We start from the raw sequence: 15,720 nt of genomic DNA, 5'->3' as shown, positions 1-15,720 counted from the left end.
CATTCAATCTGGTGTATTGGTGGCCGCCGTCTGCTCGACGAGGGTGACGAAATAACTCAGCACGGTCGGAATGATTGCGTCGTTGAAGACATAGCGATCGCCATGCAGTCCTTCGCCCGGTCCGACTGAGCCGGCGCCGACCCACGCATAGCAGCCGCCGGCTTCGCGGATCATGTAGGCGAAATCCTCGCAACCGAGGCTCGGGTCGAATGCGGTCTCCACCCGCTCGCGGCCGACGACAGCGGCGGCGGCCTGGACGGCTTGGGCCGTCGCGGCTGATGTATTGACCAGCGGTGGGTAACCCTTTTTGTAGACGAGCTTGGCGGTCAGGCTGTTCGCCGCAGCGATACCCTCCGCGATCTCCCCGACCAGTCTTTCGCAATGGTCCGACAGAGCGGGCTCGAAGAAACGGCAGGTCCCCTGCAGCCAGACCTTGCCCGGCACGATGTTGCCGACATTGCCGCCATGGATCTGCGTGATCGAGACGACCAGCGCCGTCTGCGGATCGACCGAGCGGCTGACGATGCGCTGCACGGCCTGAACGAAAGCGCTGGCCGCGAGGACCGGGTCGTCGCCAAGCTGCGGCATGGCGGCATGCGAGCCAGTCCCCTCGAAACTCAGCTCGAAAGTGTCGACGGCTGCCATCATCGCACCGGCTCGGGCCGCGATCGTGTCGAGCGGCAGTCCCGGCCAGTTATGGACGGCGTAGACGGCTTCCACCGGGAAGCGCTCGAAAAGCCCGTCCTCGATCATGCGCATGCTGCCGCCTTCATTTTCCTCCGCCGGCTGGAAGATGAAATAGACGGTTCCGTCGAAGGCCCTGCTATCGGCGAGCAGCCTGGCGGCGCCGAGCAGCATCGCGGTGTGGCCGTCATGGCCGCAAGCATGCATTACGCCGTCCCTTTTCGAAGCATATGGCAATCCGGTCTTCTCCAGGACAGGCAAGGCATCGAGCTCGGCCCTGAGCCCGATGGCGCGTGTCCCCGGCCGTCCCCTGAGGACGCCGACCACGCCGGTGCCGCCCATGCCTTCATGGATTTCGTCGAACCCGAAGGCGCGCAGCTTGTCGGCAACAAAGCGCGCTGTCTCATACTCGCTGAAACCAAGCTCAGGATTGGCGTGGATGTGATGCCGCCATTCCACCACCTGCGGGGTGAGGGCGGCGACGAGGTCGTTGTGCAGCATTGCGCTCTCCTTGCCGGCCGTCGTAAATTCGGCCTTGTCGATGCCAGCACCTAAAGGGTTTGCGCCGGCAGCGTCTTGAACAGGATTGACCGTGTCGGGAATTCAGGAGCCGCAGGAGACAACGCAGTTCTGGCGTCATCCGCGCTTTCGCGATCTTGGCATGCTGAGGGCGCGTTTCACCCGGCATCGCTACCAGTTGCACACGCACCCGACCTATGTCGTCGCGCTGATCACGCATGGCTGCGAGCGTGTCCGCATCGGCAACGAGACCGTCGTCGCGCCGGTGGGCACGGTCCTCCTCGTCAATCCGGAGGTGTGGCACGACGGCGAGGCAGGTGCCGAGCAGGGCTGGGCCTACCGCACCTTCTATCCCTCGGTTTCCCTCATGGGCGCGATCGCTGCAGAACTCGGGCAGGATCGCGCGCCACTGTTTTCGCAATCGATCGTCGATGATGCCGATCTCGTCCAGGCGGTGGCCGCTGCACACCAGGCCTCGACATCAGGCGATGCCACAAGTGCCGAGACATCCATGCTGATCGCCTTGCGCAAGCTCGTCCTGCGCCATGGCGATTGGGGCGGCCGGAGGCGCGAGGCAGTCGAAAGCTTCGGATCGAAAAGCCGGCTCCGGGTCTATGAACAGGTCATCGAGGATCATCTGAACTCGGACCTCGATTTGCGGCGGCTCGCCGAAGCTGCAGGCGTGACGCGCTTTCAGGTCATCCGGGATTTCAGGAAGGTGCTGGGTCTCACGCCCGCTGCCTTCATCCGTGACCGCCGGTTGCGCCGCGCCGATCTCCTGATCCGCCAAGGCTCAAACCTCGCCGACGCCGCCTTTGCGGCCGGCTTCTCCGACCAGAGCCATCTCTCGCGCACCTTCCGCGCGGCGCATGGAATGACACCGGGGATGTTCAGGCGGGCCGGGACGCTGCCTTCGACTTGAGCAGTCGTGCCATGTCAGCCGCCTTTGACGGCACGCCGATCAGAAAGCCCTGCGCCTCGACACAGCCAGCCTTGCGCAATATGTCGAGCTGCGCTTCGGTCTCGACGCCTTCGGCGGTGACGGTGATGCCGAGCTCGGCACCAAGCCCGATGATCGAGCGCACGATCGCCGCCGTGTCCCGGTTGTCGATATCATGGATGAACGATCGATCGATCTTGATCTTGTCGACGGGAAAGCGCCTGAGATAGCCGAGCGACGAATAGCCGGTGCCGAAATCGTCGAGCGCGATGCCGATGCCGAGTTCGCGGAGCTGTCTAAGCGTCTTCAGCACCGTCTCGCTTTCATCCATCAACACGGTTTCGGTGATCTCCAGCTCAAGCCGCCTGGCTGGCACGCCGGAAACGGCCAGCGCCGAAATCACGCTGCGGGCAAAGTCGGCGCTTCTGATCTGCACGGCCGAGACGTTGACGGCAATGCGCATTCCGGGCGGCCAGCCGGCGGCCACGCTGCAGGCCTGTTTCAGCGCCCATTCGCCCAGCGGAACGATCAGTCCGCTGTCTTCGGCGGCCGCGATGAAATCGTCGGGCGCCACCAGACCGCGTGTTGGCGAATTCCAGCGCATCAAGGCTTCGGCGCCGACGATTTCGCCCGACGCGATGTTGGTGATCGGCTGGAAGTCCAGGACGAATTCCTGCCGCTTCAGTGCCGTCTCGAGATCGGTTTCGAGCGTCAGGCGCGCCCGCGCGAGGGCGTCCATGCCGGGTTCGAAAAAGCGGTAGACGTTGCGGCCTTCACTCTTGCCGCTGTAGAGCGCCATGTCGGCGTTCTTCAACAGCGTGTCGGCGTCCTTGCCATCATTGGGATAGAGAGCGATGCCGAGGCTGATGCCGACATGCATGTCGCGGCCTTTATAGCGAAACGGCTGGCTGATGACAGCGACGATGCGCTTTGCCAGCTTTTCCGCATCGGCGGTACCTTTGGGATTGAACTGCAGGATGGCGAACTCGTCGCCGCCGAGGCGGGCGACCACATCGGTCTCGCTGCGCAGGCTGTGCCGCAACCGGTCGGCCACGCACTTCAGCAGCCAGTCGCCGGCCGGGTGCCCCCAGGTGTCGTTGATGGCCTTGAAGCGATCGAGGTCGAGCGAGAAGATCGCCAACGGAGTAGCAGCGGTTTCGCCAAGCGCCTGGTCGAGCCGTTCGCGGAACATCGAGCGGTTAGGCAGGTCGGTCAGCGTGTCGTAATGGGCAAGGTGGCTCATGCGCTCTTCGGCGCGCCGGCGCTCGGTAATGTCTTCGAACGTCGCCACCCAGCCACCGCCGGCAAGCGGCCGGCGCGCAATCAGCAATGTTCGGCCATCGGCAAGGATGCGATTTGTCGAGCGCGTTTCGCCGGCTTGCAGGCTGGCCCTGGTCTTGGAGATCTCGCCGTCGATGTCGATCGACGGATAGATGCGCAGGCGCACCATCTGCTCGAGCAGGGCGCGTTGGCTCATGCCGAGCGGGAAGTCTCTGGGCTTGACGTTGTAGAGGTCGAAGAAGCGCTGATTGCGCACGATCAGCGTGCCGTCGGCATCATACATCAGCAGGCCTTGCGACATGTTGGCGAGCGCCGCATCGAAGCGGCGGTGTTGCTCCTTCAATTCCTGCTCGGCCCGCCTTTGCTCCGTGATGTCCTCATAGATCGACACCCAGCCACCCGAGGCCAGCGGCCGGTGCGTGATGGCGATGATACGGCCGTCCGAAAGGATTTCCTCGTAGGTCGAGGCTTGCGCCCGCTCGATATAGGGCTTGCGGATGGCGTAGAGGTCCTGGGCGCTCTGCGAGGCGACGCCGATGTCGACGCTGTGTTGGAGAATATCCAGGAACGCGATGCCGGGCCGCACGATCTTCGCATCGAGGGAGAAGATGCTGAGATAATTGCCGTTGCAGATGATCATCCGCTCGTCGGCATCGAACATGCACAGGCCATGCGACATGTTCTCGACGGCCGCCGAAAAGCGCTCGTTCTGCTCGCGCAATTCGTCAGCGATCTGCCGTGGCGCGGCGACGCCTCCGGCTCCCCGTCTGCGGACGGGCGAACCACCCTTGACGTGCGCAACGGACATGAGGCGTGCCTGCTGACCGTGATCGAAACCCGGTACTGTGGTTACCGCTGGTTAATTTAGCGTATGTTCACTCGGCCTAATGCACGGCAACCGCTGCCTGGCGCTGCTTTTCAAGCGTCGCATAACGCTTGAGGAACGCCGCCTGCGCCGAGGTCACCGAGCGCGGCGTGAAATCGAAGCGGTCGGCATTGAAGCCGCGCGGCCGGCCGAAGAACTCGGTTGCCTCCGCAGTCGAAAAGCCGGCGAGCAGCGTCGCCTCATAGTAGGCAGCGATCTGGTCGGCGCGCTTGATCTCTTTGCGCAGGCCGGCGCCGAGTTCCGCCGGCAGCGAAAAGCGCTGATGGATGGCGCGCTGCAGGCGCAGCTCGCAGTCCTTGTAGGAGCCGCCCATCACCGATTTGAACGGCGAGATCATGTCGCCGATGACATATTCCGGCGCGTCGTGCAGCAGCGCCGCCAGCCGCGCATTGGCCGAGGCGTCCGGCTGCAATTCGCCAAAAAGCGCCTCGACCAGCAGCGAATGCTGGGCAACCGAAAAGGCGTGATCGCCGCGTGTCTGACCATTCCAGCGGGCGACACGGGCAAGCCCGTGGGCGATGTCGGAGATTTCGATGTCGAGCGGCGAGGGATCGAGCAGGTCTAGCCGCCGTCCCGACAGCATGCGCTGCCAGGCGCGCGGCGGCGCCCCGACACGGTCGGCGGCCATCAGGCGTCCTCCGCGCCGACCGCTTCCCTGGGAAAGCTGAACTTTGCCCAGGCCGGAATGGCGAGCGAAACAGCGACGTCACCCGCCAGGATCGGTTGGCCGGCATCAAGCGCCGCCTTGACCCGGTCGATGCGGGCAATGGCTAGACCGATCGAGCCTTCGCTCGAGCCGAGCGTGCCGACCGGCCGCCCCGCCACCGTCAGCTCCGTGCCCGGCGCGGGCAAAGCATGGTCGGCCGAAACGATCAGCACGCGCCGTCTGGCGGTGCCGCGATGCTGCATGCGCGAGACCACTTCCTGGCCGACATAGCAGCCCTTCTTAAAGCCGACCCCGCCGGTCTCGTCGAGCAGCACGTCATGCGGGAAGGTGTCGCCGAGCTGATAGTCCGGCCCGCTTTCGGCAATGCCGTGGGCGATGCGCAGGGTTTGCCACGCAGCCTGATCGCCGCCTTCGGAGGCGCCTCCATAGGAGCGGCTGACGGCTACGTCACGGAAGCGGGTATCGGCAAGTGCCGTTGAATCAGAATGTGAAGCGGTTGAATCATCGCCCCATGCAACCGTCACAAGCAATTGATCCTGCTTGGCAATCTCGGCCTTGGCGCGCAGCTTGTAAAGCATAAGCCGGCGCAGGAAATCGTCTGCGACGTCGGCCCGGCATTCCAGCTGGAAGCCGCTTTCGCCGGCGCGCGCGATCAGAAAATCGAACAGGATCTTGCCCTGCGGCGAAAGCAGTGCGCCGGGCTTTGCCTCGCCGGCGGCCAGCGTATCGAGGTCGGTGGTGAGGATGTTCTGCAAAAAATGCTCGGCATCCGAGCCTGACACGGAAATGAGGGCGCGGTTGTCGAGAAGGGCAAAGGGCATGGGCGGCAAAGAACCTGATCTTGCAAAACAGACGGTCATTACGTAAGCCCCTGATACTCCCCCCGCAAGAGACCGAACGCCCATGGCCAGCACCTACGACCTCATCCTGACAGGCGGCACGGTGGTCAACCATGACGGCGAGGGCGCGCGCGATGTCGGCATCAAGGACGGTCGCATCGCGGCCATCGGCGATCTGGGCCAAGCCTCGGCCAACGAGAGCGTCGACTGCCGCGGCCTGCACATCCTGCCGGGCGTCGTCGACAGTCAGGTGCATTTCCGCGAGCCGGGGCTGGAGCATAAGGAAGATCTGGAGACGGGCTCGCGCGCGGCGGTGCTGGGCGGCGTCACTGCCGTGTTCGAGATGCCCAACACCAACCCGCTGACCACCAGCGAGGCGGCGCTTGCCGACAAGGTGCGGCGCGGCACCGGCCGCATGCATTGCGACTTCGCCTTCTGGGTCGGCGGCACGCGCGAGAACGCCGGAGACGTCGGCGAACTCGAGCGGCTCCCCGGTGCGGCCGGCATCAAGGTGTTCATGGGTTCCTCCACCGGCGACCTGCTGGTCGAGGATGACGAGGGTGTCGCATCGATCCTGAGAAACACCCGCCGCCGCGCCGCCTTCCACTCCGAGGACGAGTTCCGGCTGCGCGAGCGCCTTGGCCTGCGTGTCGAAGACGACCCGTCATCGCACCCGGTCTGGCGCGACGAGATCGCCGCCTTGCGCTGTACCGAGCGGCTGGTGCGCATTGCGCGAAACACCCGCGCCCGCATCCATGTCCTGCACATCTCGACCGCGGAAGAAATCCTGTTCCTCGAACAGCACAAGGATGTTGCCACCTGCGAGGCGACGCCGCATCATTTGACGCTCGCGGCCGACGACTATGTGCGGTTGGGCACGTTGATCCAGATGAACCCGCCGGTGCGGGCGGCACGCCATCGCGACGGCGTCTGGCACGGCATTGCGCAAGGCATCGTCGACGTTCTGGGCTCCGACCACGCCCCGCACACGCTGGCCGAGAAGGCAAAGCCCTATCCGGCCTCGCCGTCGGGGATGACCGGGGTGCAGACGCTGGTGCCGATCATGCTCGACCACGTCAATTCAGGCCGGCTGACCCTGCAGCGCTTCGTCGACCTGTCCAGCCACGGCCCGCAGCGCATCTTCGGCATGGCCCGGAAAGGCCGCATCGCCGCCGGCTACGACGCCGATTTCACCATCGTCGACATGAAGCGCCGCGAGACCATCACCAATGCGCAGGCCGGCTCCAAAGCCGGCTGGACGCCCTATGACGGCAAGCAAGTCACCGGCTGGCCGGTTGGCACCGTCGTGCGCGGCCGCCGTGTAATGTGGGATGGCGAGATCGTCACGCCCGGGCAGGGCAAGGCTGTGGAGTTTTCCGAGGCGCTGCCGAAATAGCCTGACAGCAAAAACTCAATCTCCGGCGACGAAGAATGTCCACTGCCCGGCGGGCGTGATGCCGACGCGATAGAAGATGTAGGCGCCGAACTGTTTCATGTCGTCATAGTCGCTGGCGGTGACGATCTTGAACAGTTCGACCCGCTGTTTGGCGTCAAGCTTGTCCAGCGGCAGGGCGAAGAAATACGGCCAGACATAGAGCTCTTGCGGCGTGCCGACGTCGACATGGACATAGCCGGCATTGAGCACCTCTTCCATGATGGCGAGGATTTCCTGGCCTTCCTTGTCGCCTGAAAGCCCCTTCAGGAAGGCGATCGGGTCGCCCTCGATCTCGCCCAGCGACAATTGGGTCATGGTCTCGCCCGTGCCGATCAGGGGCCGCAGCTTCTCGATGTCGCCGCTGACGCAGGCTTCGACCATCAGGTCGTGCATGCGCCTGACCGGCTCCGGCAATTTGGAAAGGTCGTAGACGACTTCAGGCACCGGCGCGTCGGGATCGGCACGAGGGTTGGCCACGCCGCCATCGTCGGTCGGCCCTTCCGGCTCGCTTTGTTCGGGCTCTGCGGGTGATTTCGGCTGGCTGGCCGCTGGCGGCGTCGTGCCGGGCAGATCGGGCATCGGCACGGAATTTTCGGATGGCGCCGTCTCACCATTGGCTGGCGGCTCAGCGGGCGCCGGAAGCTCCTCGCGCTTGATCTCGCTCAGCGCGTAGGCAGGGCTGCTTGTCAGGACAAGTGCCGGCGGAACCGCGGCGCAGGAAGCGGCAAGCCAGATGCTGAGGACCAGTCCGCGAGGCTGGCCTGACATCGAAAAATTCACCGCTTGCCTCTCCTTGGGCCTAGGCTCCTTCAGGTGCCAGGCATGATGCCCAAACGGCACGCCGTCGTCAAAGAACCGATCAAGGCGCCGGAGCACCGGTTTGCGCCCAGAGGGACGCGCGCCGCTCTAGTGCCGCAGCCGCTCCGGCTCGAAAGCGCCGGCGATCACCTTTTCACGCATGCGGTCGAGCAGGGCAAGAGCTGAAGTCTCGCCATTGGCGCGCAGCATCTCGCCGAACGCCGTTTCAAGTGCTGCCTCGGCAATGATTTCCGGCTCGATACCGGCCGACAGCCCTTCCGCCCAGGCCTCGCTATGGCTTTCCACCGCGGTCAGGCGCTTTTCTTCCCTGACCAGCGCGTCGATGTCGTTGACGCCATGTTCCATTGCGATGTCCACCCTTTTCAAGCGGCGATCCAACGTGTCGGATCCGGCTTGGGCTGTCCCTATCTCCACGCAGGCTAAGTAAGCATTTGTAAATACGACATTTTTTTGATCGTCTTTGACAAACTTCATCGCCAGCGTTCGGTCCGATTCAAACTTAGCCGATTAGACCGGTGAGCGGGATGAAAACCTTCAGTTTGAGTTAATTCCACATCCGCGCGCTAACGTTTCGTTAATACTGTTGCGAAAGTGCAACACCAACATTGCATCAACGTGCCGTGGATACAAGGCGGGGTGCTCGAAAAGGCGTCGGCTGTGACGCGGTCTGGCGCCGTCAGTTGCCGTAGCGCGAAGCGATGTCGCGGGTCAGTGTCTCGCCTTCCTTCATGTAGCGGCTGATGGCCGCGGTCGCCGATGGCGTGCACTGCGTGTAGGTGCCGCCGAAGGAACGGTAGCCGCGGTTGAAGCTGGCGATGAAGCGGGCGCGCCGCTCGGGATCGGGATTTTCCGAATCGATCAGCTTTTCCATCTCGGTGCGCCACTGGTCGCCCTTTTCGCCGCACAGATTGCGCAGGAAATGCAGCGACCCCAGCACCTCGGCCAGTCGCATCAGACCGGGCTCGAATGGCGACTCGGCGGCCGGCGCCGGCTGCACGGCAGCCATGCTGGCGGCGAGGCATGCGGCGAGGAAGAGCGCGGCGCGGGTCATAAGTCTTTCTGGCCAAACAATTTGTCGCCTGCAAGGCGATTCTATGTGTTCAGATACCGGGACGGCTTGAGCCCAGAAGCTCCTCAGCGACCTCAAACACATCGCCTGCGAGCGGCATGTCGGTCATTTCGTTCAGCGTATAGAAGGCGGCGGTCTCGGCGTCGTCGCTGGCTGTCGCCTCGCCCCCGGCATAGACAGCGCCGAACACCGTCAGGAGATAGTCGACCGGGTGTTTCTCGCCGCTGCCGTCGATGTGGATGTTGCGAAGCGGACGATAGTCTTTCGCCCGCAACCCGGTCTCCTCCAGCAATTCGCGCGCCGCGGCTTGCTCAAGAGCTTCGCCGGGCTCGACCTTGCCGCCGGGAAAGGCATAGACCCCTTGCGACGGCGGCCGCGCCCGCTTGACCAGCAGCACCGTCGTGCCGCGCACGACGGCGACGGAGACGGCGGGAAGTGTCTTGCGCTGCTCGTTCATCGATCTCGATTCGCCTATATGAGGTCAGGCCCTTGTGGACGGCTGGCGGCATTGAGCTTTAGCGGTTGCGCAACGCCGGTTCCATCGCCACCTTCGCATGACACCATTCAGAGACCTTAGCCTATGTGCGGACGCTTTGCCCTGACGGCCACGCCGGACCAGACCGCTGCCGTGCTCGGCCTGGCGGAGCTGGAGGAGTTTCCAGCCCGCTACAACATCGCGCCGACGCAGCCGGTGCTGATGGCGCTCTCCGGACCGCCGCGGATGCCGGGCTCGAATTTTCCGGATCGCCAGGCGATGCTGGTGCGCTGGGGGCTGATCCCGGCCTGGGTCAAGGACACCAGGGAATTTCCGCTGCTGTTCAATGCGCGCTCGGAAGGAGCGGCGGAGAAGGCCTCGTTCAAAGCCGCCATGCGCCATCGTCGCGCATTGGTTCCGGCCTCCGGCTTTTATGAGTGGCAGCAATCGAGCAACGGCAAGAAGGGCCAGCCCTACTGGATACGGCCGAGGAATGGCGGGCTCGTCGCCTTTGCCGGACTGATCGAAACCTATGCCGAGCCGGGTGGTTCGGAGATGGATACCGGCGCCATTCTCACCGTCAACGCCAATGCCGACATCGCCCATATCCATGACCGCATGCCGGTGGTCATCGCGCCGGAGGATTTTGCCCGCTGGCTGGACTGCCGCGCGCTCGAGCCGCGCGACGTGGCCGACCTGCTCAGACCTGCACAGCCCGATTTCTTCGAGGCTGTGCCGGTCTCCGACCTCGTCAACAAGGTCGCCAACACCGGGCCCGAGATACAGGATAGGGGCATCGTCGGGCCGGAGCCCGAGAAGGTCAGGCGCCAGAAGCCCGGCGCGGACGACAGTCAAATGACATTGTTTTAGAGCACGACCCCAAGAAACCAGTCTTCGGGAAGAACCTGCTCAATCGGGAAGAGCTGTTATTTTCAGGCGCGCTCAGGCGCCTCAGCCTTCCGTGCCGGCGTACGCCTTGGCGGCGGCCGGTGCCCGAGCTTTGATCAGGCAGCGCGGGGCGAAGTGATTTTCGGTGCCGGCTTCTTCTTCTTGGCAGTGTGGAGAAGGGCGGCGACGATAGCGGCCGGGCCGATCGCGCGGTAGTGGTTGGCGAGCGCCGGTTGCTTGGCGCGGCTCGATTCCTGCTTGGTTCGTGACATCGATCTCTTCCCTGGTAACATTTCCGTGTCTGCGTTTGCCGGCCGAATCTGACCGAATCGTGACCCATGGTGAACTAGCCGGCGAATGTTTCATGACTGTGCCGACATGTTTAATAAAATGTTTCAGTGCCTCATGACCTGTGATCCAGCGGCGCTTTTGCCGGAAGTTGCGACTTGACGGCAACACCGGCCAAGGCGATAAAGCCGCCCATGAAAACGTTTTTCGCCATTTGTGGCATTTGCATTATTGGCTAGCCTCGCGCTGGTCCGGACGTTTTCGCCTCATCTTTCCCCAGAGTGGACAAACGCCCCGGCCAGCAGGCTGGAGCCCGATTTGTGCCTCGGCGCAAGGACGGCTCTGCCCAGAGCATGATCCCGAAAAGTGGGTACCGGTTTTCGGATAAGATCATGCTCAACCAAAGAGTAACGGACCGGAAGGGCACGCATGTCTGACGCATCGAAGGGTCTTAGCCTCTACAACACGCTAACGCGGACGAAGGACGCGTTCGTCCCGATCGACGCTGGGAATGTGCGCATGTATGTCTGCGGCCCGACCGTCTACGACTTTGCCCATATCGGCAATGCGCGGCCGGCGATCGTCTTCGACGTGCTGTTCCGTTTGCTGCGTCATGTCTACGGCGAGGCGCACGTTACGTATGTGCGCAACATCACAGATGTCGACGACAAGATTAACGCCCGCGCGCTGCGCGATTTCGGCGACGAGATCGCGTCGGGAAAACTGACGCTCAACGAGGCGATCCGCCGCGTCACGGAAAAGACGGCCGACCAGTATCACAAGGATGTCGCGGCCCTCGGCTGCTTGCCGCCGACGGTCGAGCCGCGCGCCACCGAGTTCGTCGCGCGCCGCGCCGACGGCAAGGCCGACATGATCACCCTCATCGAGCGCCTGATCGAGCGCGGCCATGCCTATGTCGCCGCCGGGGAGGTATTGTTCGACACCGCCTCGATGCCGGATTACGGCGAACTGTCGAAGCGCAATCTCGACGAGCAGCAGGCCGGTGCCCGCATCGCCGTCGATGCGCACAAGAAGAACCCCGGCGATTTCGTTTTGTGGAAATTGTCGTCGCCGGAAGAGCCCGGCTGGGACAGCCCGTGGGGCAGGGGCCGTCCGGGCTGGCACATCGAGTGCTCGGCCATGTCGGCCGCTTATCTCGGCGACGTCTTCGACATCCATGGTGGCGGCCTCGACCTGATCTTCCCCCACCATGAGAACGAGATTGCCCAGTCGCGCTGCGCGCATGGCACCGACGTCATGGCCAATGTCTGGATGCACAATGGCTTCCTGCAGGTCGAGGGCCAGAAGATGTCGAAGAGCCTCGGCAATTTCTACGCCATCGCCGAACTGCTGGAGACCGACACATTCGGCGGCCGCAAATGGCCGGGCGAGGTGCTGCGGCTGGCGATGCTGATGACGCATTATCGCGAGCCGATCGATTTTTCGGTCCGCAAGCTGGAGGAGGCCGAGAACACGCTGCGCAAATGGAAACGCGCAGCCGATCTCGCACCGGCCGCCGGGCAAGTGCCGGCGGAAGTCGTGGCAGCGCTGTCGGACGACCTCGCCACCTACGCCGCCTTCCAGCAATTGACGCAGCTTGCCGGCGAGGCCGCGGACGGCAACGAAGCTGCCGCTTCGCTGAAGGCGTCGCTGCTGTTCCTCGGCTTCGATGTCGGTGCGGCCAAGGTCGATGAGGCCGCGGTCGCCAAAGCCATCGCCAAGCGCCTGGAACTGATCGCCGCGAAAAACTGGGCCGAAGCCGACCGCGTGCGTGATGAGCTGCTGGCGCAAGGCGTGCAGCTGAAGGACGGCAAGGATCCGGTCACTGGAGAGCGCGTGACGACGTGGGAGGTGAAGCGGTGAGGGTGACGCGAGACACCGTTGCGAGGTTGGCGAAGGCGCCGATGACAGCTGATCTCCCCCCTTGCGGGGGAGATGTCCGGCAGGACAGAGGGGGGTGTGAAGGAACACCAACGTTTCTACTTGCTCGTTCTGGTTCCAGCTACTTCCCGAGAATGCAGCGATCGCCACTTGAGATGCTGGCGGGGACAGCACCCCCCTCTGTCCTGCCGGACATCTCCCCCGCAAGGGGGGAGATCAGCCTTCGCCTCCGTTTTCGCCAATCGTCAGCGTCGGAGCACTTGATGGGCCACGACCTCGTTCCATCCCGCCAGCGCAAGAATGCCAAGTCCATGCGTCGCGTCATGACCGATGCCGAGCTGAAGCTTTGGAACGAATTGCGCGCTCATCGGCTGATGGGGATGAGCTTTCGCCGGCAGGTACCGATTGGACGTTACATCGTGGACTTCGCTTGTTCGGCCCACCATCTCATAGTCGAGGTTGATGGCAGCCAGCACGCCGACACCGAACACGCAGAACGCGACCAGGCACGCAGCGTCTATTTGAAAGCCAGTGGCTGGACCATCCTGCGCTTCCGGAACGACGATGTCATCCGCGATATCGAAAATGTCTGCCAGCATATCGTCATCGAGGCCGGCTTGGCTGGCGCTGATATGACGGCACACGAACCAGCAGCAAGGGAGGCAGTTTCATGATCGATCATCTCGGCATCAACGTCGCCGATTTCGACGCTTCGAAGGCCTTTTACGATCAGGCGATGGCGCCGCTAGGCGCCTCGCTGATCTACATGGTGCCGCTGGAATATACCGGCGGCGCCAAGGTCGGTGGCTATGGCCGCGACCGGCCGGTGTTCTGGTTGCAGGCCAGCAACGATGAGCCGAGGACCCATCAGCACGTCGCCTTCACCGCGCGCAGCCGCGCTGAGGTCGATGCGTTCCATGCCGCCGCCCTTGCCGCCGGCGGCAAGGACAATGGCGGGCCGGGCCTGCGGCCGCATTATCACCCGCACTATTACGGCGCCTTCGTCTTCGATCCCGACGGCAACAATGTCGAGGCCGTCTGCCATGCCCCGGAATGAATATGAAACGGAGCGAGACACGATGAGCCTCGACAATCGGCCGATCTACACCGGCGGCTGCCAATGCGGCGCGGTGCGCTTCCGCGTCGAGGGCGCGCTGGGCGATGCCTCGATCTGCCATTGCCGCATGTGCCAGAAAGCGTTTGGCGCCTTCTACGCGCCGCTGGTTTCGGTGCGTGGTGCCAAGCTCGACTGGACGCGTGGCGAGCCGAAATATTTCGCCTCGTCCAGTCACGTCGACCGCGGCTTCTGCGCCAATTGCGGCACGCCGCTGACCTTTACCGCGCCTGATGGCGTCGGCCTCGCCATTGGGGCGTTCGACAATCCGGCCGAAATCGTGCCGCTGATCCAGTGGGGCACAGAGGCAAAGCTGCCCTATGTCGACACCATCCCGCAACTGCCCGGCGAGGACACGATGGCCGACATATCATCGGCGCCTTATCTCGCCGAACTCGTCTCCTACCAGCATCCCGACCACGACACCGAACAATGGCCGCCAGAGGAAAGACAAAGACCATGACCGATGAAATTCGAACCGGCGGCTGCCAGTGCGGCGCCGTGCGCTTCCGCATCAAGGGCAAGCTCGGGCGCCCGTCCATCTGCCATTGCCGCATGTGCCAGAAACAGTTCGGCAATTTCTTCGGCGCGCTGGTGACGGTGCCGAAGGACGGCGTCGAATGGACCCATGAGGAGCCGAGCTACTTCCAGTCGTCGGTCAATATCGATCGCGGCTTCTGCGCCCGCTGCGGCACGCCGCTGACCTATCGCCAGCCGGGCGCGCTGGAGATCGCCATCGGTGCTTTCGACGACCGCTCGGATCTCGCGCCGCAGATCCAGGTCAACTACGCGGCTCGCCTGCCTTGGGTGGAGAAGATCTTCGAGGCGCCGATCCTCGATGATCCCGACTTCTATCGACGGCAGGAGCAGATCATCTCCTTCCAGCATCCCGACCACGAGACGGCCAACTGGCCGCAGCAGGGCTTGAAACTATGACGATCCACGGCAGTTCCTTGCGTAGGCTCTATCCCGAGATCGAGCCGTTCGAGTCCGGCATGCTCGATGTCGGCGACGGCCACACCATCTATTGGGAGCGCTCCGGCACCAAGGGCGCTAAGCCAGCGGTATTCCTGCATGGCGGTCCCGGCGGCGGCATCTCGCCAAAACATCGGCGGCTGTTTGACCCGAAGCTTTACGATGTCATCCTGTTCGACCAGCGCGGCTGCGGGAAATCGACGCCCAACGCTTCGCTGGAGGCCAACACCACCTGGCATCTCGTCGCCGACATCGAACGCCTGCGCGAAATGTGCGGCTTCGAAACATGGCTGGTGTTCGGCGGCTCCTGGGGCTCGACGTTGGCGCTCGCCTATGCCGAGACGCACCCAGATCGCGTCAGCGAGCTTGTCGTGCGCGGCATCTACACGCTCACCCGCGCCGAACTCGAATGGTATTATCAGTTCGGCGTCTCGGAAATGTTTCCCGAGAAGTGGGAGCGTTTTCAGGCGCCGATCCCTGAAGCCGAGCGCGGCGACATGATGGCCGCCTACCGCAAGCGGCTGGTTGGCTCCGACCGCAAGGCGCAGCTCGAAGCCGCCCTTGCGTGGAGCCTGTGGGAAGGCGAGACGATCACGCTGCTGCCGGAACCGGAAACCAGCGACAAGTTCGGCGAAGACGAATTCGCCATCGCCTTTGCCCGCATCGAGAACCACTATTTCGTTCACGCCGGCTGGCTCGAGGAGGGACAGCTGCTGCGCGACGCGCACAGACTGAAGGACATCCCTGGCACCATCGTCCATGGTCGCTACGACATGCCGTGTCCGGCGCGCTACGCTTGGGCGCTGCACAAGGCCTGGCCGAAGGCGGATTTCCATCTCATCGAAGGTGCCGGCCATGCCTATTCGGAACCGGGAATCCTCGATCAGCTGATCAGGGCAACGGACAAGTTCGCAGGAAAGAAATGACATCGGCCTTCGGGCCAGAGGAGGGTGCGTACGC

18 protein-coding genes are annotated in these 15,720 nt (G+C 63.6%); 9 read left to right on the top strand and 9 right to left on the bottom strand.

Translation table 11 applies throughout. From position 1 onward, the window contains the following. Window positions 1–3: 3 nt before the first annotated feature. Complete coding sequence (locus tag AC04SG_RS24830; protein ID WP_488553187.1) at window positions 4–1,185, bottom strand: amidohydrolase; 1,182 nt, start codon at window positions 1,183–1,185, stop codon at window positions 4–6. A gap of 91 nt (window positions 1,186–1,276) precedes the next feature. Between AC04SG_RS24830 and AC04SG_RS24825 the strand changes: the two genes are divergently transcribed. Continuing rightward, window positions 1,277–2,125 carry an AraC family transcriptional regulator gene (locus AC04SG_RS24825; RefSeq protein ID WP_488553186.1) on the top strand — a complete coding sequence of 283 codons (849 nt, stop codon included), beginning with the start codon at window positions 1,277–1,279 and terminating at the stop codon, window positions 2,123–2,125. Here AC04SG_RS24825 and AC04SG_RS24820 read toward each other — a convergent pair. The 3 genes from AC04SG_RS24820 to ygfZ all read right to left on the bottom strand — a co-directional run bounded on the left by AC04SG_RS24820 (window position 2,094) and on the right by ygfZ (window position 5,798). Next, complete coding sequence (locus tag AC04SG_RS24820) at window positions 2,094–4,232, bottom strand: putative bifunctional diguanylate cyclase/phosphodiesterase (protein WP_488553185.1); 2,139 nt, start codon at window positions 4,230–4,232, stop codon at window positions 2,094–2,096. The two genes, AC04SG_RS24825 and AC04SG_RS24820, sit on opposite strands and share 32 nt — an antisense overlap. Before the next feature lie 76 nt (window positions 4,233–4,308). Beyond that, window positions 4,309–4,938, bottom strand: coding sequence for an HD domain-containing protein (locus tag AC04SG_RS24815; RefSeq protein WP_488553184.1), 630 nt, complete (start codon window positions 4,936–4,938; stop codon window positions 4,309–4,311). Beyond that, complete coding sequence (gene ygfZ / locus AC04SG_RS24810) at window positions 4,938–5,798, bottom strand: CAF17-like 4Fe-4S cluster assembly/insertion protein YgfZ (RefSeq protein ID WP_488553183.1); 861 nt, start codon at window positions 5,796–5,798, stop codon at window positions 4,938–4,940. The genes AC04SG_RS24815 and ygfZ overlap by 1 nt, the downstream gene beginning before the upstream one ends. Before the next feature lie 82 nt (window positions 5,799–5,880). On the opposite strand from ygfZ, the gene AC04SG_RS24805 reads away from it, so the two are divergent. After that, window positions 5,881–7,212, top strand: coding sequence for a dihydroorotase (locus AC04SG_RS24805; protein WP_488553182.1), 1,332 nt, complete (start codon window positions 5,881–5,883; stop codon window positions 7,210–7,212). Between the two features lie 15 nt (window positions 7,213–7,227). Here the strand turns inward: AC04SG_RS24805 and AC04SG_RS24800 are convergent, their stop codons facing one another. The 4 genes from AC04SG_RS24800 to AC04SG_RS24785 form a co-directional block, all read right to left on the bottom strand. Beyond that, the gene (locus tag AC04SG_RS24800; RefSeq protein ID WP_488553181.1) at window positions 7,228–8,031 is read right to left on the bottom strand and encodes a hypothetical protein; all 804 of its coding nucleotides are present in this window, start codon (window positions 8,029–8,031) and stop codon (window positions 7,228–7,230) included. A gap of 126 nt (window positions 8,032–8,157) precedes the next feature. Beyond that, entirely contained in the window at window positions 8,158–8,415 is a 258-nt protein-coding gene (locus AC04SG_RS24795; protein WP_008874920.1) for a hypothetical protein, read from the bottom strand. A gap of 331 nt (window positions 8,416–8,746) precedes the next feature. After that, complete coding sequence (locus AC04SG_RS24790) at window positions 8,747–9,121, bottom strand: TIGR02301 family protein (RefSeq protein ID WP_203278074.1); 375 nt, start codon at window positions 9,119–9,121, stop codon at window positions 8,747–8,749. Between the two features lie 49 nt (window positions 9,122–9,170). Next, window positions 9,171–9,596, bottom strand: coding sequence for an NUDIX hydrolase (locus AC04SG_RS24785; protein ID WP_488553180.1), 426 nt, complete (start codon window positions 9,594–9,596; stop codon window positions 9,171–9,173). Window positions 9,597–9,719: 123 nt separating this feature from the next. On the opposite strand from AC04SG_RS24785, the gene AC04SG_RS24780 reads away from it, so the two are divergent. Next, window positions 9,720–10,484 (top strand): SOS response-associated peptidase, encoded by a 765-nt coding sequence (locus AC04SG_RS24780; protein ID WP_488553179.1) that lies wholly within the window; start codon window positions 9,720–9,722, stop codon window positions 10,482–10,484. A gap of 134 nt (window positions 10,485–10,618) precedes the next feature. On the opposite strand, the gene AC04SG_RS24775 is transcribed toward AC04SG_RS24780, so the two are convergent. After that, window positions 10,619–10,774, bottom strand: a complete 156-nt coding sequence (locus AC04SG_RS24775; protein ID WP_112560752.1) for a hypothetical protein — start codon at window positions 10,772–10,774, stop codon at window positions 10,619–10,621. A 445-nt stretch (window positions 10,775–11,219) separates the two neighbouring features. Between AC04SG_RS24775 and cysS the strand changes: the two genes are divergently transcribed. The 6 genes from cysS to pip all read left to right on the top strand — a co-directional run bounded on the left by cysS (window position 11,220) and on the right by pip (window position 15,686). Next, the gene (gene cysS / locus AC04SG_RS24770) at window positions 11,220–12,653 is read left to right on the top strand and encodes a cysteine--tRNA ligase (RefSeq protein ID WP_488553178.1); all 1,434 of its coding nucleotides are present in this window, start codon (window positions 11,220–11,222) and stop codon (window positions 12,651–12,653) included. A 281-nt stretch (window positions 12,654–12,934) separates the two neighbouring features. Beyond that, window positions 12,935–13,345 carry an endonuclease domain-containing protein gene (locus tag AC04SG_RS24765; protein WP_488553177.1) on the top strand — a complete coding sequence of 137 codons (411 nt, stop codon included), beginning with the start codon at window positions 12,935–12,937 and terminating at the stop codon, window positions 13,343–13,345. Next, window positions 13,342–13,728 (top strand): VOC family protein, encoded by a 387-nt coding sequence (locus AC04SG_RS24760; RefSeq protein ID WP_192256744.1) that lies wholly within the window; start codon window positions 13,342–13,344, stop codon window positions 13,726–13,728. Before AC04SG_RS24765 ends, AC04SG_RS24760 begins: the two co-directional genes overlap by 4 nt. 22 nt (window positions 13,729–13,750) lie before the next feature. Further along, on the top strand, window positions 13,751–14,248 hold the full coding sequence (locus tag AC04SG_RS24755) for a GFA family protein (RefSeq protein WP_192256746.1): 498 nt from the start codon (window positions 13,751–13,753) through the stop codon (window positions 14,246–14,248). Next, window positions 14,245–14,721, top strand: a complete 477-nt coding sequence (locus AC04SG_RS24750) for a GFA family protein (protein ID WP_192256748.1) — start codon at window positions 14,245–14,247, stop codon at window positions 14,719–14,721. Before AC04SG_RS24755 ends, AC04SG_RS24750 begins: the two co-directional genes overlap by 4 nt. Beyond that, on the top strand, window positions 14,718–15,686 hold the full coding sequence (gene pip / locus AC04SG_RS24745) for a prolyl aminopeptidase (RefSeq protein ID WP_488553176.1): 969 nt from the start codon (window positions 14,718–14,720) through the stop codon (window positions 15,684–15,686). Before AC04SG_RS24750 ends, pip begins: the two co-directional genes overlap by 4 nt. The last annotated feature ends 34 nt before the right edge of the window (window positions 15,687–15,720 follow it).

This window comes from Mesorhizobium sp. CNPSo 4684 (assembly GCF_057784315.1).
This window is presented reverse-complemented; position numbering and strand designations above follow the sequence as displayed.

Excerpts from the sequence above, each read along its gene's own strand:
- AC04SG_RS24830 (WP_488553187.1), bottom strand. The coding sequence starts at position 1,185 with ATGCTGCACAACGACCTCGTCGCCGCCCTCACCCCGCAGGTGGTGGAA.
- AC04SG_RS24820 (WP_488553185.1), bottom strand. The coding sequence starts at position 4,232 with ATGTCCGTTGCGCACGTCAAGGGTGGTTCGCCCGTCCGCAGACGGGGA.
- AC04SG_RS24815 (WP_488553184.1), bottom strand. The coding sequence starts at position 4,938 with ATGGCCGCCGACCGTGTCGGGGCGCCGCCGCGCGCCTGGCAGCGCATG.
- ygfZ (WP_488553183.1), bottom strand. The coding sequence starts at position 5,798 with ATGCCCTTTGCCCTTCTCGACAACCGCGCCCTCATTTCCGTGTCAGGC.
- AC04SG_RS24805 (WP_488553182.1), top strand. The coding sequence starts at position 5,881 with ATGGCCAGCACCTACGACCTCATCCTGACAGGCGGCACGGTGGTCAAC.
- AC04SG_RS24795 (WP_008874920.1), bottom strand. The coding sequence starts at position 8,415 with ATGGAACATGGCGTCAACGACATCGACGCGCTGGTCAGGGAAGAAAAG.
- AC04SG_RS24790 (WP_203278074.1), bottom strand. The coding sequence starts at position 9,121 with ATGACCCGCGCCGCGCTCTTCCTCGCCGCATGCCTCGCCGCCAGCATG.
- AC04SG_RS24785 (WP_488553180.1), bottom strand. The coding sequence starts at position 9,596 with ATGAACGAGCAGCGCAAGACACTTCCCGCCGTCTCCGTCGCCGTCGTG.
- AC04SG_RS24780 (WP_488553179.1), top strand. The coding sequence starts at position 9,720 with ATGTGCGGACGCTTTGCCCTGACGGCCACGCCGGACCAGACCGCTGCC.
- AC04SG_RS24775 (WP_112560752.1), bottom strand. The coding sequence starts at position 10,774 with ATGTCACGAACCAAGCAGGAATCGAGCCGCGCCAAGCAACCGGCGCTC.
- cysS (WP_488553178.1), top strand. The coding sequence starts at position 11,220 with ATGTCTGACGCATCGAAGGGTCTTAGCCTCTACAACACGCTAACGCGG.
- AC04SG_RS24765 (WP_488553177.1), top strand. The coding sequence starts at position 12,935 with ATGGGCCACGACCTCGTTCCATCCCGCCAGCGCAAGAATGCCAAGTCC.
- AC04SG_RS24760 (WP_192256744.1), top strand. The coding sequence starts at position 13,342 with ATGATCGATCATCTCGGCATCAACGTCGCCGATTTCGACGCTTCGAAG.
- AC04SG_RS24755 (WP_192256746.1), top strand. The coding sequence starts at position 13,751 with ATGAGCCTCGACAATCGGCCGATCTACACCGGCGGCTGCCAATGCGGC.
- AC04SG_RS24750 (WP_192256748.1), top strand. The coding sequence starts at position 14,245 with ATGACCGATGAAATTCGAACCGGCGGCTGCCAGTGCGGCGCCGTGCGC.
- pip (WP_488553176.1), top strand. The coding sequence starts at position 14,718 with ATGACGATCCACGGCAGTTCCTTGCGTAGGCTCTATCCCGAGATCGAG.